Genomic DNA, 18,615 nt, shown 5'->3' with positions numbered 1-18,615 from the left:
TGACAGTGGAGCCCGTGACCAATAAAAAAGCCAGCGTGGCTATCGCCAACGCTGGCTTTTCACTGACCTGACGACCGGGCCTGAATGGCTGGCCCGTAACAGGCGAATGTTACTGCGCCGGCTGTGGCTGGGCAGGTTGCGACTGCTGTGGTTGCTCTGGCTGCGGCTGCGAAGGCTGCACAGGTTGAGCCTGTTGCGGCGCGGGCTCTGACTGGACCGCGACCGGGTTAGCAGGCTGCGACATCACTGGCGTCATGGGCTCTTCTTTCGGCTCAGCATCTTCACCTTCGTTGAAGGGAACAGGCGCAGGGGCCACGCTGTTTTCTGGCGCATTAACCTGTACAGGCATACCAGAGCGGTTCTGGATGGCCTTATCAACCTGAGACTGATTCACGCTACCGTCTACCAGTACTTTGCCAACCGCCTGAGTCAGCGTAATCGGCACCAGTTCACGAGAGTTAAACTGCTCTTCCGTGGTCGACAGCGGATTATGCACTTCCATCCAGCGTGAACCGTCTGGCTCAACAGACGCTTTCACCGGCTGGTTGATAAACTGCACGCGCGTGCCAACTGGCACGTGATCGAACAGCCATTTGATATCATCGGCACGCAGGCGGACACAGCCGTGGCTGACGCGCAGGCCGATACCAAAGTTGGCGTTGGTGCCGTGAATGGCGTACAGACGCCCAATGTAGAGCGCATACAGCCCCATTGGGTTATCCGGGCCTGCCGGGAACACAGCCGGCAGATTTTCGCCACGTGAGGCATATTCAGCGTGCATCGCTTTGGTAGGCGTCCAGGTCGGGCCATCTTTTTTACGTTGAACGGTTGTCGTCCAGTTCAGCGGCGTATCTTTACCCAGCTCACCAATACCGATAGGCAGAACGACCACGGTTTTCGTGCCTTTCGGGTAGTAATAAAGACGCATTTCAGCACTGTTAATCACGATGCCTTCACGCGGGGCGTCAGGCAGGAGTAACTGCTGAGGGATAATCAGTTTGCTGCCAGGCTTAGGCAGATAAACGTCAACACCCGGATTGGCTTCCAGCATATTGCTGAGGCCCATCTGGAACTGTGCTGCAAAAGCTTCCAGAGGCAGTTTACTGTCCTGAGGAATCGTAATCTCAATGTTTTGCCCGGTCAGACGGCTGTTCGCCGGCGGTAAGGGATAAACAACCGCAAGGGCTGACTGACTGAATGCCGCCAAAGCCAATGCAAGTGAAGCGAACGCGCGAATGCTTTTTTTCATATTTTACAAGTCTTTATCGCCATGTTTCAGGCTTGTCAATGTATCGAACCCATGCTGGTCACTATGACCTGCTGCGCATTATATGTTCATTAAACTGATGTTGTGAATCAGGATTTTTACCGCATCGAAATACTTTACCTGACTTACCTGCGTTATCCGCCTTTGTTCATTAACATTTTGGGCGAAAACCGCCCTCTACGGCTGCCATAACGTGACATCTCCGTTTAGCTTGCGGTTCAGGAAAAAGGCGGCGCTAATCAGGGCGAGATGCGTCAGCGCCTGCGGCATATTGCCTAGTGCCTGGCCGTGGCTGTCGAACTCTTCGGCATATAACCCCAACGGATTAGCGTAGCTCAGTAATTTCTCGAACTCAAAATGGGCTTCGCGTACGCGTCCGGCACGTGCCAGACATTCGACGTACCAGAACGAGCAGGCACCAAATGAACCTTCTCCGCCGGTGAGCCCGTCCGCCGGGGTTTCATGGATGTTATAGCGACGCACCATCCCATCGCTGACCAGATTCGCCTTGATGGCATCCAGCGTGGCAATCCAGTCAGGATCGGTTGCGCCGACAAAACGCACCAGCGGCATCAGCAGCATGGAGGCATCCAGGTAATCGCCATGGCGGGTCGAAACAAAATGGCCGCGTTCGCTGTTCCAGAAGTTTTTCCAGATATCGTCGCGAATCTCGCGCCGGGTACGGTCCCACCGCTCATAAGGCATCGGCAGGGAACGTTTCATGCCAAGACGCAGCCCGCGATCCATGGCCACCCAGCACATCAAACGGGAATGCAGGAAGTGCTCCGGTTCACCGCGCATTTCCCAGATGCCCGCATCCGGCTGATGCCAGTTATCACAGAGCCAGTCCAGCATCTCTGAGACATGGTTCCAGCCCCGTTGAGAGATGGCTTCACCATATTTATTGGCAAGGTAAATGGCGTCCATCAGTTCGCCATAGATATCCAGTTGTTTCTGTTGCCAGGCATCGTTGCCTATCCTGACCGGGCAGGAATCGGCATAGCCGGACAGGTTGAGCAGCGACATTTCCTGCAGTTCCGTGCTGCTGTCCAGGCGATACATCACCTGTAAACGCATCTCGTCATGATGGCTGTTTTCCACACAGCGACCGACCCATTCGGTGAAGTGCTTGGCCTCATCCACGTAGCCCAGGCGCATCAGCGCGTACATGCTGAAGGACGCATCGCGTATCCAGGAGGCACGGTAATCCCAGTTACGTTCGCCCCCCAGCTCCTCCGGCAGGCCAAAGGTTGCGGCGGCGGCAATGGAGCCGTGCTGCCAGGAGGTCAGCAGCTTCAGCACCAAGGCTGAGCGCTGGACCATTTCCTGCCAGCGGCCACGATAGGTACTGTGGCAACTCCACTCACGCCAGTAGCTCAGCGTCTCTTCGAAACAGTTCGCGGTCGCCAGTTTTTCAACGTGTGCGTCATTTACGCTGCCGAATTCAAATTCGGCGTGTTCGCCCGCTTTTAACTCGAAACTGGCGGTGGCGTTATTACCTTCCAGGGTCATCACGACCGTGGCGGCCAGCCGAAGCGAGGGCTGATCCTTCGCATGAAAATCGATACAACCGCGCTGAATCTCGGCGCGGGTTTCCGCGCGGGCGTAATCATGGCGAGGCGAACAGACCATGTTAAACCGGGCCTGGCCCCGCACCATTTTCACCCGGCGGATAATGCGTGGCAGTTTGTCCTGACGGTCGCAGATGGGCATGTAGTCAGTAATTTCGGCCACGCCTTCTTCGGCCAGCCAGCGCGTTTGCAGAATATTGGTATCCGGCAGGTAAATTTGTTGCCGACGGGCGTTTTGCCACTCGGGTGCGATTGAAAACAGGCCCGCTTCGTCACTGTCCAGTAAGGCCGAAAACACCGACGGGCTGTCCAGCTCCGGCCAGCAGAGATAGTCGATCGTGCCATCGTTTGCGACCAGTGCACAGGTGCGGAGATCACCTATGACACCATGATCGTCAATCTTGCGTTTAACCTTACTCATCGCGTTCTCCCTGTCAGTGTCTGACTTAACTATAGCCAGGTACCTGCATACCGCTTCGTTCGGGCACAGATCGTTAACCTGGCGAGCCCGTTGTCCGCGTCCGGCACAATTTTCAGCCCGGTATATACTTTTCATACACTTCCAGAGGAGACCGTTATGACAGCACCCCAACGAAAAGTGGCCATTGTGACCGCATCGGATTCGGGCATCGGCAGCCGTTGTGCTGAGATGTTAGCCGAACAGGGCTTTGATATTGGCATCACCTGGCGTTCAGACGAGGAAGGCGCACAGCGGACCGCCCGTCGGGTAGAAGAGACCGGACAACGGGCAGAGACGATTCAGCTCGATCTGGCCGATCCGCCAGAAGGCGGCAAGGTGTTGCAGCAGTTGATCGACAAACTGGGCCGTATCGATGTGCTGGTCAACAATGCCGGGGCAAATTTTAAAGCCGACTTTATGGACGTGACCTGGGAAGACTGGCGTAAAACCTTCAGCGTGGATGTCGATGGCGTCTTTATCTGTGGGCAGGTGGCGGCACGTAACATGATCAAACAAGGGCAGGGCGGACGCATCATCAACATCACCTCTGTGCACGAGCATACGCCCCTGCCGGGCTCAGTGGCCTACACCGCGGCAAAACATGCGGCAGGCGGCCTGACCAAATCGATGGCGCTGAGTCTGCTGCCCCACAATATTCTGGTCAATGCGGTCGCCCCGGGGGCGATTGCGACGCCGATGAACAAGATGTCCGACGCGGATGCGCATAACGTAAAAATGCCGGAAATTCCTGCCGGCCGCCCTGGCGATACGCACGAAATTGCCAGTATGGTAGCCTGGCTGAGTTCCGAGTGGGCGACCTATACCACCGGTCAGTCGTTTATTATCGACGGCGGCTTTATGCTGGCCAACCCGCAGTTTAAAGGCTACTGATCGGCCCGGTGATGATTCCAGCGGCGAATCGCCCAGCGCAGCACAAACGCAAAGACCACCGCCGCGCCCAGCCATAGCAGGTGTTTAAAGTGTTGGTCGAGTTTGTGCAGCCAGGGGGCGATAATGCCGCCTGCAAAATAGCCGAGCGTAACAAACAGCAGTGCCCAGACAGCCGCCCCGGTGACGTTGAGGAGAAAAAACTTCAGCGGCTTCAGGCGGCTTGCGCCAATAATGATCGGCCCAATAATACGAAAGCCATACATAAAACGTGCGCCAATCACGAACAGGCTGGGACGACGCTTAATCAGGCGGTTCGCCTTCACCACTTTATCCTGATGTTTTTTAAAGCGTCGCAAAATGCGGGTACCAAAACGCCGGCCAATCCAGTAGAGCATCTGATCGCCCACCACGCCGCCCGCCATCGCCGCCAGTACGACGCCACTGTAGTGCAGTAGCCCTTCGTGAGCGGCAACCCCGCCCAGCAGCAAAAACGTTTCGCCCTCGGCAATACAGCCAATAAACAGCGCAAGATAGCCGTACTGCGTAATTAACCCATTGATATCCAAATGCAAGGCTGAACTCCCTGTGTGAAGATTTTTCTTTCAGTCTATACCCGATTTGCCAGGACAGCGGATTAAGACCCCGTAAGCGATCTTTTTCGCCGTTTTTTTGCGCAGAGGCCCCAGAAATTATCCTGCCGATTATACTCAAATGACTGCTGCCCCCTTGTGGAAATGTTAACAGATCGGGTGGCCCAATCGGTCAGAGGAGTAAGCGTATGAACCATGTCTGGGGTTTGTTAGCGCATCCGAACCAGGAAATGCGCACTATCAAGCAAGAGAACGAAACGGTTTCGCACCATTACACTCACCATGTGCTGCTGATGGCCGCTGTGCCGGTGATCTGCGCCATGATTGGCACCACTCAGTCAGGCTGGAACCTGGGAGAAGGGCAATATGTGCAGCTTAATTTGCTGACGGCGTTGGGCCTGGGGATTCTGTTCTATCTGGTGATCCTGGGCGGCGTCGCCGTTATGGGGCGGGTGATTCACTGGATGGCGCGTGACTATCCCCATCGTCCCAGCATGGGGCGCTGCACCGTATTTGCGGGCTATGTCGCTACGCCCCTGTTTTTGAGCGGCCTTGTCGCGCTTTATCCGCTGGTCTGGCTATGTGTGCTGGCGGCAGCGCTGGCGCTCCTGTATACCGGGTATCTGCTGTATGTCGGCATTCCGCTGTTTCTGAATATCGACCGTGACGAAAGTCTGCGTTTTTCCAGTTCAACACTCGCTATTGGTGTGCTGGTCTTCGAAGTGCTACTGGCTCTGACCGTGGTGTTATGGGGCTATGGCCCGCGTCTGTTTTAACCTGCCGCTGCCGCCTACAGGGCGGCAACCTTTTTTTAACGCTCAGAAACAATCTCACCAGGAAAATTCCCTGACTTCAGCGTATGATGCTGCGGCCAGCCCGCGCTCTGCCTGTTCAGGCGTTGGCGGCCTGTGTTTACACAGCGCACAATCTTAACCGGGTCTTTTTTCCACGATGCCTGCAAAAATTCGCTTTTCACTGTTGTCGCTGGCGCTGCTCGTTTCCGGGCAGGTTTTTACCCTTTCAGCACAGGCGACCACCACGTTGTCGCAGATGGCCCCGATTGCTCAGCCGCAAATCGCCTCAGGGAGCGCCCTGATTGTCGATCTGACCAATGGTAAAGTCCTGTTCTCCAGTCACCCGGATCGGGTGCGCCCCATCGCGTCCATCACGAAGTTAATGACGGCCATGGTGGTACTGGATGCGCACCAGCCGATGAACGAGATGGTGAAGGTCGATATCAGCCAGACCCCCGAAATGCGTGGTGTGTTTTCGCGCGTCAAACTGAACAGCGAAATTAGTCGCCGCAGTATGCTGATGCTGGCGCTGATGTCCTCGGAAAACCGCGCGGCAGCCAGTCTGGCTCACGCTTATCCGGGCGGGTACGATGCTTTTATCCGGGCAATGAATGCCAAGGCGCGCGCGCTCGGCATGATGCACACGCATTACGTTGAACCCACGGGCCTCTCTATCAAAAACGTGTCCAGCGCCCAGGATCTGGTGAAGCTGCTGAAAGCGACGCGTGAATATCCGCTTCTGGGTGAGCTCAGCACGACCAAAGAAGAAACCGCCGTGTTTGCCCATCCGAGTTATGCGCTGCCGTTCCGCAATACCAATCACCTGGTGTATAAAAATGGCTGGCATATCCAGTTAACGAAAACGGGTTACACCGATCAGGCGGGGCACTGTCTGGTCATGCGGACGATGATTAAGAACCGCCCGGTCGCGCTGGTGGTACTCGATGCGTTTGGCAAATATACCCATTTCGCCGATGCGAATCGTCTGCGCGACTGGCTGGAAACCGGCAAGGCTGCGCCGGTTCCGGCGGCTGCACTGGCCTATAAAAAACAAAAAGCGGATGAGGTTGCCAGCAACGCAGCCAGTGGGGCCGCTGTAGAGTAATCCTCTGCCGGGGCGCTACGGTTCCCCGGCTGAGATTGACCTGTATTCCTATAGTTTCATGGCAGACGAAAATCTAAACTACCCGCAAATGGCGAGGGTGATTCGCCTGATTACTGTGCCGGAATCTCATTGATATGCTCAAGTTACGTTCATTTAGTGTTCTGATTTTTTTCGCGTTGATGACGCTCGCACCCACGCTGAGTTTTGCCGACGATGCGACGCAAGCCACGCAGCAAACCGACGACAAACCCAAGGTGGATGCCTCTGTCGAGCTGCCGAAAATGCAGAAGATCCTCGATAAAATTAAAAGCCAGGTCTCCGTTGAAAGCGACGAAAATAAGCTCAGTCGTCTGAATGAGATGGCGCTGGAGTTATCAGGCAATACGGATACGCTTGCGCAGGCGTTACAGCCCGATCGTCAACAACTGGAAGCGCAGCTGGCCGTGCTCGGTCCGGCACCCAAACCGGAAAGCGGCGTCAAAGAGACACCGGACGTGACGCGCAAACGCAGTGCGCTGGAAAGTCAGAAGAGCAAGCTTGACGATCAAATCAAGCAGGCGGAAGGCATTAAAAACAGTGCACTGATGCTCTCCTCACAAATCGTCAATCTGCGCCGCGACCAGCTAAAAAATAAACTCGCCCTGAATTCAGGCAGTATTCTGGGGCCGCGCTTCTGGGCGCCCGTGTTAAGTAGTCAGGATCTGGATGCGGAAAAAATTGGCGATTTTCTCAATGAGCTGAAAGACACGGCCGCACTCTCCTGGGAGCCGGGCTGGCGCATTGGCACGGTTGGCTGGTTGCTGGCCGCGGTGCTGGTGATGACGCTCGGTCGTCGCTATGGTGAAGAGTTCCTGGCCTGGGTCAGTATCAATAAATTGCCTGAAGGGCGTTTACGCCGTAGTTTTCTGGCGACTGCCGTGGCGCTGACCAGCCTGGCGGCCGTTGTCCTGACCTTCGTCTTTATTTCGCAGGCCTTTACGCGCCGCGATGAAGTCTCCAGCGATGTGCAGGACTTTATTTACCGTCTGGTCGAACTCAGCGTCTACTGTGGCCTGATTGCCGGGCTGGGTCGTGCCTTTTTATCCACGCGTCGCCCCAGTTGGCGTCTGCCGACGATTTCGAACGAAGTCGCCATCGCGCTTAAACCGTTCCCGCCGATTACGGCCCTGCTGGTGTTTATCTTTCAGATGGTCGAGTCCTTTAACTACACCGTCGGCACCAGCCTGAATACCAGTATTTTTGCCAACGGCCTGACGGCATTACTTATCGGCACTACGGCACTGGCGATCAGCATGCGCACCAAGCGCGTTCGTCGTCGCCTGGCGCAGTCGGGTACGCCGCCGGAAGCGCGTTCTACCCTGGTTGGATTGATTCAGATGGCGCTGACGATCACCGCGCTGACCATCCTGGCCTCACTGGTGATCGGCTACGTCACGCTGGCGCGTTTTCTCAGCTATGAGCTGGTGTGGTGCGGCATTTTGTTTGGCTCATTTTATATTCTCAGTCATCTGGTCAACGACGGCTGTGAGAGTCTGTTCTCAATCAGTAACACGACAGGTAAACGCATCCAGAGTTCACTGAACATTGATGAACGTCATCTGCAGCAGGTGGCGACCATTCTGGCGGCGATAGGTAAAACGTTCCTGGTGCTGTTTGTGGCGCTGGCGCTGCTCAACGGCACCTTTGCCTCGTCCACGCCGATTGAGTTGTTGCAGAAAGCCATCGAATTCTGGGGCGGTAAAGGCCTGGAGTCGCTGAATATCGTTCCGGCGCACCTGGTTAATGCATTGCTGTGCCTGATTGTCGGGATTTACGTCTTGCGTTCAGTGCGGCGCTGGCTGGACAACGACTTCCTGCCCAAAACCACCATGGACAGCGGGATGCGGGTGTCCCTGGTGACGTTGTTCAGTAATGTGGGCTATGTGCTGATTATCCTGCTGACCCTGTCGATTATGGGGCTGCAATGGAACAAGCTGGCCTGGATCGTCAGTGCATTATCCGTCGGTATCGGTTTCGGCTTACAGGAGATCGTTAAGAACTTTATTTCGGGTCTGATTCTGCTGACTGAGCGCCCGGTGAAAGTGGGCGATCTGGTAACGATCAGCGGCGTGGAAGGGGACATTCGTCGTATCAACGTGCGTGCGACGGAAATTCAGCTGGGCGATAAATCTACGGTGATCGTGCCTAACTCGCAGTTTATTTCTCAGAACGTCCGTAACGCGACCATGGGTAACGCGCAGGGCGTGGTGACGATTACCCTGACGTTCCCGCTCAATATTGACCCCGTGCAGGTACGTGAAATTCTGCTTAAGGTGTATGAAGAGAATGAGCGCATTCTGGAGACGCCGGAACCGTCAGTGTCGTTTAAAGATCTTACCGCGCAGGGCATAGTACTCAGCGTAACCGGTAACGTGGCCAGCCAGCGCCAGATTGCAGGCGCAAAAAGCGATCTGCTGTTTGATATTCTGACGCGATTACGTAAAGAAGGGATCGTCCTGTCGACGCCGCAGACCATGATTATCGAACGTCGTCAGCTGCTGGCCTCGGATGTCAGCGATGACGTAACGGTCACAGAGCAACCGCGTTAATGAAACAGGCAGCCCTATGGCTGCCTGTTTTTTCATGGCCTTTTGAGGCGTCAGGGCTGCCTGACCGCCCAGCCTTTCAGCTTACTGGTTTTGCCAATACCCGGGTTAAAGCTGTTGGTCGGATCGAGCTGACGATAGAACGCGGCCAACTGCGGCTGGGCCTGATAGAGATGGCCGACGTTATGCTCTGCCGGATACTCCGCGCCGCGCGTCTTCAGAATCGCCAGCATTTGCGCTTTCAGGGCATGGACATCCACCCCTTTTTTAACGATGTAGTCCTGATGGAAGACATGGCAGAAAAAATGGCCGTAATACAGCTGATGACTGAGTGACTGCGTTATCCCGGCAGGCAGGGTTTCGAACCAGTCTCTGTCATTGCGGCGCAGCGCAATATCCAGCGCCAGAATATCTTCCACCTCTGTGGCGTGAACGGCGTGATAACGCACTGCCGCACCGGCAGCGGCAAAGCGGTGCAGGAAAGCGTGCGCGCCTTCTTTGCCTTCGCACTCAAAAAACTCTCCGCCACCTTCACGGAAAAACTCCCGCAGGTAGTTGCGCGCCTCTTCGACGCCGTCACCCGACATTTTTAGCATTAAATGATGCTGGTATTTATCGCGATACTGCTTCATGCGTTTCGGCAGATGCGCCGGAAACAGGCGACTCAGCCGTTGCAGCAGCCGGTCAGTCAGATGCGGTTTTATGAAAGACAGTTTATTAAGCCAGCCGTCAACCCGACCTTTAAGCGTAAAAAACAGGGGCATCTTGTCGGTGCCCAGCTTGTCAATCATCAGGAACGTATCTTTGCCGTACACTTCGGCGATATCGTAGATATCCCGGTGCATATATTCCGCGGCAACGGGCAGATTTTTAAAATGGGCCAGCATATGGCAGCGCAGGTCGCTGAGCACGGCGGCATCGTTAGTGCCGATATAGAACACCTGCTGCTGCGGTTCCTGCTCAAATGTGTCCAGGCGTACCGCGAAAACCGCCAGCTTGCCTGCGCAGCCGGACGCTTCAAACAGACGACGGGCATCCGCGTTAAAACGGGCGGGCGTATCGGCATTCACATCGCGCACGCGGTCAGCATAATCATGATCGGACGCGTGACGGCCATCATGCAGGACATCGTCCGGCTGCCAGCGATCGTCATCCAGGCGTCCCAGAATCTCTTCCGGCGAGGTGCCCAGGTCAATGCCCAGATGATTGACCAGCTTCAGTCGCCCCTGGGCATCAATCTGAGCAAACAGCGCCATTTCACTGTAGGCCGGGCCGCGTTTGATCAGCGAGCCGCCAGAGTTATTACAGATGCCACCCAGCACCGACGCACCAATACAGGAAGATCCAATCACCGAGTGCGGCTCACGGCCCAGCGGCTTCAGGATCTTTTCCAGTTGATACAGGGTACTGCCCGGAAAGGCCAGGACCTGTCGGCCCTTATCGATGAGCTGTAGCTTATCCAGCTTCAGTGTGCTGATAATCACCAACGGACGATCGTAGTCGTCGCCCTGCGGCGTCGAGCCTTCGGTCAGGCCGGTATTGGCCGCCTGCATCAAAATGATCGCATCCGCAGCGACCAGCGTTTGCAGTACGCGCCACAGCTCCAGCAGCGTAGCCGGAAACACCACGGCCAGCGCCTCGCCTTCACCAGAACGAAAGCCTTTACGATAGCGAGCCGTGTGCGCGGCCTCAGTCAGAACGTTACTTGTGCCAACCAGACGGCGCAGATCGGCAATCAGGACAGACGATGTCATCATGGGCAATTCCCTTGTCGTATGCATGCGTCCTTACTGTAGCACGTCAGTTGCGTCGGGCGCAGTGTGATAGCCGCAGGCGACATGCTATGCTCTGATGATGCCATCCTGCATTTAGTCGATATTGCGCAGTTACTTAAGAGAACCCAACCCGATGAAATGGATTTGCGCTGTTAGCCTCGCTGTTTCCCTTGCGCTGCAACCTGCACTGGCCGGGGAGCCCACCGTTCAGTATCCGATGACCGAAAAGGCGCGTGATGCCTACGTCAATAATCTGCTTAAAAAAATGACGCTGGATGAGAAAATTGGCCAGTTGCGTTTAATTAGCGTGGGACCGGATACGCCAAAAGAAGCCGTGCGTGAGATGATCCACAAGGGGCAGGTGGGCGCGATTTTTAATACGGTTACGCGCCCGGATATCCGGGCGATGCAGGATCAGGTGATGCAGCTCAGCCGGCTGAAAATTCCGCTGTTTTTCGCCTATGACGTCGTGCACGGTCAGCGGACGATTTTCCCGATTCCGCTGGCGTTAGCCTCCAGCTGGGATCTGGATGCCGTTAAAGAGGTTGGGCGCATTTCAGCTTATGAAGCGGCAGACGATGGGTTAAATATGACCTGGGCGCCGATGGTTGACGTCAGCCGGGAGCCGCGCTGGGGACGCGTGTCCGAAGGCTTCGGCGAGGACACCTATTTAACGTCCGAAATGGGACGCACCATGGTGAAAGCGATGCAGGGCAAAAGCCCGGCAGACCGCTATAACATTATGACCAGCGTTAAGCACTTTGCGCTGTACGGCGCGGTTGAAGGCGGACGGGATTACAACACCGTGGACATGAGTCCGCAACGCATGTTCCAGGACTATCTGCCGCCGTATAAAGCCTCTCTGGATGCCGGCAGCGGCGGCGTCATGGTGGCGCTCAACTCCATTAATGGTGTGCCCGCCACGGCCGACAGCTGGCTGCTGAAAGATCTGCTGCGTCGTGACTGGAAATTTAAAGGGATCACCATCAGCGACCACGGTGCGATCAAAGAGTTGATTAAACATGGCGTGGCGAGCGATCCTCAGGATGCGGTGCGTATTGCCCTCAAATCCGGTGTCGATATGAGTATGAGCGATGAATATTACAGCAAATACTTACCGGACCTGGTGAAACGCGGCATTGTCAGTCGGGCGGAAATCGACGATGCGGCGCGCCACGTGCTTAACGTGAAATACGACATGGGGCTGTTTAACGATCCCTATAGTCATCTGGGGCCGAAAGAGAGCGATCCCCAGGACACCAATGCGGAAAGCCGCCTGCATCGTCCCGAAGCCCGGGATGTGGCACGCAAAAGTATGGTGCTGCTGAAAAACCGCCTGAATACGTTACCGCTGAAAAAATCCGGCACCATTGCCTTGATCGGGCCGCTGGCAGACAGCCAGCGCGATATCATGGGCAGCTGGTCAGCGGCAGGTGTCGCGAAACAGTCTGTTTCGCTGTTGCAGGGGATGCAAAATGCGACGCAGGGTAAAGCGACGCTGCTGTATGCCAAAGGATCCAATGTGTCAGACAACAAAGGTATTCAGGACTTCCTGAATATGTATGAACCTGCCATCGTCGTCGATCCGCGCTCCGCACAGGCCATGATCGATGAGGCGGTAGAGAAGGCAAAACAGGCAGATGTCGTCGTGGCCGCCGTGGGGGAAGCGCAGGGCATGGCGCACGAAGCGTCCAGCCGTAGCGATCTGATGATTCCACCTGCGCAGCAAAAATTACTGGCTGCGCTGAAGGCAACAGGCAAGCCGCTGGTCATCGTACTGATGAACGGTCGTCCATTGGCGCTGGTCAACGAAGATCGTATGGCCGATGCCATGCTGGAAACCTGGTTCAGCGGGACAGAAGGGGGCAATGCCATTGCGGATGTGCTGTTTGGCGATTACAACCCGTCCGGCAAGCTGCCGATGTCCTTCCCGCGTTCCGTGGGACAAATTCCCATCTATTACAACCATCTGCCGACCGGCCGGCCTTATAACTTTGCCAAGCCAAACAAGTACACGTCCCACTATTACGATGCGGAAAATGGCCCACTCTATCCGTTTGGATACGGCCTGAGCTATACCACGTTTACCGTGTCGCCGGTGACGCTGTCCGCTGAAACCATGCCGCACAACGGCAGTGTTGAAGCCAGCGTGACCGTAACAAACAGCGGTAAAGTTGACGGGGCCACAGTCGTCCAGCTGTACCTGAACGATCCGGTAGCCAGCATGAGCCGGCCGGTAAAAGAACTGCACGGGTTCAAACGGATCATGCTTAAAGCCGGGGAGTCGCAGAAAATGACCTTCAGGATTGACGTTGATGCACTGAAATTCTGGAATCAGCAGATGAAACACGTTGCTGAACCGGGCAAATTTAACGTCATGATTGGTCTGGACTCAGTACGCACCCAGAACGCCCAGTTTACCTATCAGTAAGCCCCGGCACGAACCGCGCGTCCGGTTCGTGCTGATTAACGCTTCCCCGTTCCGGGGAAGCGCATCCCGTTTCTGCTTCCGCCATCCTGCCCGGACCTCCCCACTTTGAGATTTTTACCCTTGTCTGACATGGCGACAGGCATGATCCTGCTCTATCCTCGGGGAAAATGGATTCCTCAAGCACGAATGAGGCGCTATGACGTACCAAACACTGATTGCCGAAGCCCACAATCAGCAGCGCACCCTGACGGCCATTGTCGAACAGGATGCGCGTACTGCTTATTTCTATATCTGGCCCACTGACCTGTTTCGTAGCCAGTTTGCGGTGCGGGGCTGCTGGTTACGTAACCTCCTGCCCGCGCCGGTTGAGGACGATCACCAGGCGATGGCGCAGGGCATTGCCCCCCTGTTAAGTGCCGAATACTGTCGTAACCTGGAAGCGGAGCCGCCGCTGGATCCGGCCGGGCTGCAAATACTCTGGGAACCGGGCGACGCGGGCGCAGCACTCTGGTACTACGGTCAGCTTCTTGCCGTGATCCCGGGCTGGAGTCTTTATCAGGATAAGCAGGTCAGTTTTTCTGCAGGCTGTATTAAAAAGAACCGGCTAACCGCACCCCTGGGTTCGGCGTCCACTAACCATTATTACGCCCTGGCCGAACAGCAACGGCAGTTCTGGCGTGAATGGCATGACGGCAGCGAATGGGACAAGGTACAGCAGGATCTGATGACCTGTTATCAGGCGCAGTTTGGCGAGTCGGTAAAATACTACGCGATCGATCAAGGCAACTGGCCGCCAATGGCGCTGTCGCAGCATTATCACAACGGCATCTGGTATTTTCTGACGCTGGGGATGAGTATTCGTCCCATGCCGCAGGTAGATTTTCTGTTTGATGAACTGGCACCGCACTATCGCCGGGCAGAGCTGGGAATGGCTGTTGATGGCGAGGTGATGACGGAGAGCAATGCGGTGCAAATGGCCAGCGCGCTGGCAGAATTTGTGCATTTACCATGGGCGCGCCTCACCTGGCTCGGCGAAGGCCATACGCTGGCTTCGGAAGTGGCTCCTGTGGGATTTGAAAGCTATCTGTTAGCCAACGAGCTGGCACCGGAAAGCGCGCAGTTTGTCCTGCCGAGGCGCGATGGCGACAGGCCAACGTTACTGTGGGCCACGCCGGTAACCGAAGCGGAGCGTCAGTTTGCACAGGCTGAACCCCAGGGCGGGCAACAACTGCGTGAACGCCTTTCCGCTGGCGGAAATACCCATATTTTCCGACCACGCGAGCAGGTCGTCGAGGCGGGATAAGCCGCGCAATCGGGTGCGCCTGCCGCCAGGGGTAAGGAAGTTACGCACCTGGCGCAATTAAATATCTTTGTTGTTAAATGACTTGTTAAATTTGTGATCTAGTCTACTCAAGTTCCCCTTTGCTGTGCCGTTAACCCGGATCAGGCAATGGCGCCACAAAAGGTCAGGGGAACAATGATGTTAAAGACCACGCAATCCCGCTTCACCGCAACACTTATCGGCTTCTTTGTTGCGTTAATGTTGGTCACTATCTGGGTAATTAATCAGTTTGTTGCGCCTCAACTGGTGGAAAATGAAAGCCGCCTGATTCGTTATCAGGTGGATTCACTGGCTACCGGCATTGTTGAGCAAATGAACCGTGTGCAGGCACAGCAACGCGCCATCACCGAGGCTGCGGCCGTCATCGACAGCGCGGCGATCGACACCTTATTACCGGCGCTGGTCAACCAGTATCAGGACAGCAACGTCTTTGGCGGCGGTATCTGGCCCTTACCTAATCGTCGCGAAGCCGGAAAAGAGAAAGACAGCAGCTTTTTCGCGCGCGATGCCAGCAATAAGCTGCAGGTGAATACCTACTGGAACTCTGAGGCGGCTGACAAATACTGGGAGCAGCCCTGGTACAAAGACGGGATGGCTGCACCAAAAGGGCAGTGCGCCTGGGCTAAGGCTTATCAGGATGCCGCCAGCCCACAGCCGCGTACCAACTGTGCGATGGCCATCTACCGCGACGGTTCCATCTGGGGCGTCTCAACCATCGACGTTACGTTGGGTTTTTTCAACCAACTGGCTAAAAAAATGGGCGAGGCGATTCATGGAGACGTACTGATCGTTGAGTCTGGCGGCAAAGTGGTCGGCAACGCAGCGCTGGCGAACGGTACGCCGAAACTTGAGAACCTGAGCGATCTGCAGAATCCAATGGCTGGGCCATTGAAAACCCTGCTGGCTCATGCAGGCACCCAGCCGACAGAAACCACTTACAATAATCATGACGGTGAACAGACGCTGTTTTTACAGGCTATTCCGGGCAGCCCGTGGTATCTGGCCAGTAGCGTTCCGAGCAGCCTCCTGAAAGCACAGTCCCACAACATGCTGATGCGTCTGGGCCTGGTACAGATCCCGCTGGCAGTTATTCTGTTACTGGTGCTGTTAGGCTTTGTCCGCGCGATGATGAAGCGCCTGAGAATGCTGAATCAAAATATTGAAGCCTTGTCGACAGGCGGTGCGGATTTGACCCAGCGCCTGCCGGCCAGCAACAGCCCGGAATTCAACGCGGTGGCACAGAGCTTCAATAATTTTATCAGCTACCTGCAAGGGTTAATGCAGCAGGTTGGCAGCAGCGCACTGGCCATTTCAGCCGCATCACGTGAAATTGCCAGCGGTAATACGAATCTGTCGTCACGGACGGAAGATCAGGCCAGCTCGATTGTTGAGACCGCGGCCTCAATGGAACAGCTGACCGGCACCGTGCGTCAGAACGCCGATAACGCCACACATGCGAACCAGCTGGCCGGTGAGGCGTCACAGGTGGCGGCACGTGGCACAGAGGTGGTTCGGCAGGTCGTCAGCACCATGGGTGAAATCCATCACTCTTCACGTAAAGTCGTGGATATCATTAGCGTGATCGACAGCATTGCCTTCCAGACCAATATCCTGGCGCTGAACGCCGCTGTTGAAGCGGCGCGTGCCGGAGAACAGGGCCGGGGCTTTGCCGTGGTGGCATCAGAAGTCCGTAACCTGGCGCAACGTTCCGCTAACTCCGCCCGTGAGATCAAAAAACTCATCGAAGAGTCCGTAGCCAATATCGATGCGGGTAGCCAGTTGGTCGAGCAGGCCGGGCAGACGATGGACGAACTGGTGCAGGGCGTCAGCAGCGTGACCACCCTGATGAGCGAGATTATGGCGGCCAGCCGTGAACAGAGCATGGGCATTGAGCAGGTCAACGTGGCCATCAACCAGCTAGACAGCACCACGCAGCAAAACGCCGTGCTGGTTGAAGAAGTCTCTTCAGCCGCCCAGGCGATGGAAGCGCAAAGTCTGCAACTGGAACAGGTTGTGAAAAGCTTTAAACTGTAACGCCCATCGGGCCAGCCTCCGCTGGCCCGATATTTTTGCCGATCGGCTTCACCGTCTGACAGATTTGTGCATAAACAGCACAATTTTATCCCCTCAACCTCGCCGATCTTGTGCCAGAATGATGAGGAACACATTCAAGGAATCCTCATGTCTGCTATTGAAGTCATCCTCGTCGACCATCTTGATCGCCCCACTGGCAAAATGGAAAAGCTGGAAGTACATGAAAAAGGATTACTGCACCGTGCCGTGACGGTGTATGTTTTTAACGCCCGTCAGGAATTGCTGCTTCAGCGTCGCGCCAGCGATAAATACCATTGCGGCGGCCTCTGGAGTAATACCTGCTGCGGCCATCCTTATCCTCATGAGTCGACTAAAGACGCGGCTGAACGTCGGTTACGTGAAGAAATGGGCATGACCTTGTCGCTGACGCCGATCTTCGAACTGAGCTACAACCTGCCCCTGAGTAATGGTCTGACAGAGCATGAATACGGCCATGTGTTTTTTGCGGTCAGCGATGAGCTGCCTCAGCTCAATCCGCAGGAGGCCGACGCTTTCGACTACCGTTCGATGCAGGATATCGCCCGGCAAATGCAGCAGCAGCCGCAGCAGTTTACGCCCTGGTTTCTTCATACGTTCCCGCGTATTCCTGCCTACCTTGAGCATTTCACTTTCCCGGCATAACGATCTCGCCCTGGCTGATGCGGTCAGGGCCGGTTTCGTCACAAAACCCATCGCGCAACGCTGTTGCCAGGCTACGCTTTTATTGCAATGAATAAAAACGGTGGGGTGCCCGTGCGCGTTTCGCAGTGCTGACAACCAACGGCGACTCCAGGTGAATAACGTGATAAGGAAAGCAACATGGCAACTATTCGCGGTTGGGCGGGCATCGGTGCAGTAGTGTTTAGTCTCGGGATGGCGCATGCGGCCGAACCGGTTCGTGTCGGTTCCAAGATTGATACCGAAGGCTCACTGTTGGGAAATGTGATTCTGCTGGTGCTGGAAAAGCATGGTGTCAAAACCGTGAATAAAATCCAGTTGGGCGCCACCCAGGTGGTACGCGGTGCCATTACGGCGGGGGAACTGGATATCTACCCGGAATACACCGGTAATGGCGCGTTCTTTTTTAACGACGAAAAAGACAGTGCCTGGAAGAATGCCCGTCAGGGTTATGAGAAGGTCAAAAAGCTGGATGCAGAGAAAAATCACCTGATCTGGCTGACGCCCGCGCCCGCCAATAACACCTGGACCATTGCGGTGCGCAATGATGTGGCCGAAAAAAATCAGCTTAATTCACTACAGGACCTGAGCGCTTATCTCAAAAAAGGCGGTACGTTTAAGCTGGCTGCCTCGGCGGAATTTATTGAACGCAGCGATGCATTGCCGGCCTTTGAAAAAGCCTATGACTTTACGCTTAAGCAGGATCAACTGTTATCGCTGGCAGGCGGCGATACGGCGGTGACTATCGGTGCGGCCGCCCAGCAAACCTCCGGGGTAAATGCGGCCATGGCCTACGGCACGGATGGCCCGGTTGCCGCGCTGGGCCTGAAAACCCTGAGCGATCCCAAAGGCGTGCAGCCCATCTATGCGCCCACACCCGTTGTACGTGAAGCGGTGCTCAAAGCCTATCCGCAAATGGATGCCTGGCTAAAACCGGCGTTCAGTGCACTTGACGAAAAGACATTGCAACAGCTCAACGCCAAAATTGCTGTGGAAGGGCAGGATGCCAGCAGTGTGGCAAAAGCGTGGCTGCAACAGCAAAAGCTGCTGTAA

General features: G+C 55.6%; 13 protein-coding genes. 9 read left to right on the top strand and 4 right to left on the bottom strand.

Annotated elements, in window-relative coordinates; genetic code table 11:
- Positions 1-109: 109 nt before the first annotated feature.
- Positions 110-1,249 carry a L,D-transpeptidase family protein gene (locus tag RAC60_RS07040; RefSeq protein ID WP_033737717.1) on the bottom strand — a complete coding sequence of 380 codons (1,140 nt, stop codon included), beginning with the start codon at positions 1,247-1,249 and terminating at the stop codon, positions 110-112.
- Between the two features lie 195 nt (positions 1,250-1,444).
- Entirely contained in the window at positions 1,445-3,259 is a 1,815-nt protein-coding gene (locus tag RAC60_RS07035) for a glycoside hydrolase family 15 protein (RefSeq protein WP_039341485.1), read from the bottom strand.
- Between the two features lie 156 nt (positions 3,260-3,415).
- Here RAC60_RS07035 and RAC60_RS07030 point away from each other — a divergent pair, with 156 nt between their 5' ends.
- A complete protein-coding gene (locus RAC60_RS07030) occupies positions 3,416-4,189 on the top strand; it encodes an SDR family oxidoreductase (RefSeq protein WP_033737715.1) in 774 nt (257 codons plus the stop codon).
- Here RAC60_RS07030 and RAC60_RS07025 read toward each other — a convergent pair.
- Positions 4,183-4,761 carry a DedA family protein gene (locus RAC60_RS07025; protein ID WP_033737714.1) on the bottom strand — a complete coding sequence of 193 codons (579 nt, stop codon included), beginning with the start codon at positions 4,759-4,761 and terminating at the stop codon, positions 4,183-4,185. The two genes, RAC60_RS07030 and RAC60_RS07025, sit on opposite strands and share 7 nt — an antisense overlap.
- Before the next feature lie 206 nt (positions 4,762-4,967).
- Between RAC60_RS07025 and RAC60_RS07020 the strand changes: the two genes are divergently transcribed.
- The 3 genes from RAC60_RS07020 (at position 4,968) to RAC60_RS07010 (ending at position 9,266) form a co-directional block, all read left to right on the top strand.
- Positions 4,968-5,555, top strand: a complete 588-nt coding sequence (locus RAC60_RS07020) for a Yip1 family protein (RefSeq protein WP_033737713.1) — start codon at positions 4,968-4,970, stop codon at positions 5,553-5,555.
- A 175-nt stretch (positions 5,556-5,730) separates the two neighbouring features.
- Positions 5,731-6,678, top strand: coding sequence for a D-alanyl-D-alanine endopeptidase (pbpG, locus tag RAC60_RS07015; RefSeq protein ID WP_263758862.1), 948 nt, complete (start codon positions 5,731-5,733; stop codon positions 6,676-6,678).
- A 134-nt stretch (positions 6,679-6,812) separates the two neighbouring features.
- Positions 6,813-9,266, top strand: coding sequence for a DUF3772 domain-containing protein (locus tag RAC60_RS07010; protein ID WP_375093151.1), 2,454 nt, complete (start codon positions 6,813-6,815; stop codon positions 9,264-9,266).
- Positions 9,267-9,316: 50 nt separating this feature from the next.
- Here the strand turns inward: RAC60_RS07010 and dld are convergent, their stop codons facing one another.
- Positions 9,317-11,020: a D-lactate dehydrogenase gene (gene dld / locus RAC60_RS07005; protein ID WP_039341475.1), complete on the bottom strand. Its 1,704-nt coding sequence runs from the start codon at positions 11,018-11,020 to the stop codon at positions 9,317-9,319.
- Positions 11,021-11,171: 151 nt separating this feature from the next.
- On the opposite strand from dld, the gene bglX reads away from it, so the two are divergent.
- The 5 genes from bglX to RAC60_RS06980 all read left to right on the top strand — a co-directional run bounded on the left by bglX (position 11,172) and on the right by RAC60_RS06980 (position 18,615).
- Entirely contained in the window at positions 11,172-13,469 is a 2,298-nt protein-coding gene (gene bglX / locus RAC60_RS07000; protein WP_375093150.1) for a beta-glucosidase BglX, read from the top strand.
- A gap of 196 nt (positions 13,470-13,665) precedes the next feature.
- A complete protein-coding gene (locus tag RAC60_RS06995; protein ID WP_039341470.1) occupies positions 13,666-14,772 on the top strand; it encodes a suppressor of fused domain protein in 1,107 nt (368 codons plus the stop codon).
- Positions 14,773-14,949: 177 nt separating this feature from the next.
- Positions 14,950-16,845, top strand: a complete 1,896-nt coding sequence (locus RAC60_RS06990; RefSeq protein WP_375093259.1) for a methyl-accepting chemotaxis protein — start codon at positions 14,950-14,952, stop codon at positions 16,843-16,845.
- Positions 16,846-16,992: 147 nt separating this feature from the next.
- Positions 16,993-17,526, top strand: a complete 534-nt coding sequence (idi, locus tag RAC60_RS06985; protein ID WP_006118580.1) for an isopentenyl-diphosphate Delta-isomerase — start codon at positions 16,993-16,995, stop codon at positions 17,524-17,526.
- A 231-nt stretch (positions 17,527-17,757) separates the two neighbouring features.
- Positions 17,758-18,615, top strand: coding sequence for an ABC transporter substrate-binding protein (locus RAC60_RS06980; protein ID WP_050504735.1), 858 nt, complete (start codon positions 17,758-17,760; stop codon positions 18,613-18,615).

This window comes from Pantoea sp. BR_17, from assembly GCF_041955125.1.
GTDB classification, from domain to species: Bacteria; Pseudomonadota; Gammaproteobacteria; order Enterobacterales; family Enterobacteriaceae; genus Pantoea; species Pantoea stewartii.
Note: the sequence above shows the minus strand (reverse complement) of the source record. Positions and strands in the feature narration are given on the sequence as shown.

Excerpts from the sequence above, each read along its gene's own strand:
- RAC60_RS07035 (WP_039341485.1), bottom strand. The coding sequence starts at position 3,259 with ATGAGTAAGGTTAAACGCAAGATTGACGATCATGGTGTCATAGGTGAT.
- RAC60_RS06990 (WP_375093259.1), top strand. The coding sequence starts at position 14,950 with ATGTTAAAGACCACGCAATCCCGCTTCACCGCAACACTTATCGGCTTC.
- RAC60_RS07020 (WP_033737713.1), top strand. The coding sequence starts at position 4,968 with ATGAACCATGTCTGGGGTTTGTTAGCGCATCCGAACCAGGAAATGCGC.
- idi (WP_006118580.1), top strand. The coding sequence starts at position 16,993 with ATGTCTGCTATTGAAGTCATCCTCGTCGACCATCTTGATCGCCCCACT.
- RAC60_RS07040 (WP_033737717.1), bottom strand. The coding sequence starts at position 1,249 with ATGAAAAAAAGCATTCGCGCGTTCGCTTCACTTGCATTGGCTTTGGCG.
- dld (WP_039341475.1), bottom strand. The coding sequence starts at position 11,020 with ATGATGACATCGTCTGTCCTGATTGCCGATCTGCGCCGTCTGGTTGGC.
- RAC60_RS07030 (WP_033737715.1), top strand. The coding sequence starts at position 3,416 with ATGACAGCACCCCAACGAAAAGTGGCCATTGTGACCGCATCGGATTCG.
- pbpG (WP_263758862.1), top strand. The coding sequence starts at position 5,731 with ATGCCTGCAAAAATTCGCTTTTCACTGTTGTCGCTGGCGCTGCTCGTT.
- RAC60_RS06995 (WP_039341470.1), top strand. The coding sequence starts at position 13,666 with ATGACGTACCAAACACTGATTGCCGAAGCCCACAATCAGCAGCGCACC.
- RAC60_RS07010 (WP_375093151.1), top strand. The coding sequence starts at position 6,813 with ATGCTCAAGTTACGTTCATTTAGTGTTCTGATTTTTTTCGCGTTGATG.
- RAC60_RS06980 (WP_050504735.1), top strand. The coding sequence starts at position 17,758 with ATGGCGCATGCGGCCGAACCGGTTCGTGTCGGTTCCAAGATTGATACC.
- bglX (WP_375093150.1), top strand. The coding sequence starts at position 11,172 with ATGAAATGGATTTGCGCTGTTAGCCTCGCTGTTTCCCTTGCGCTGCAA.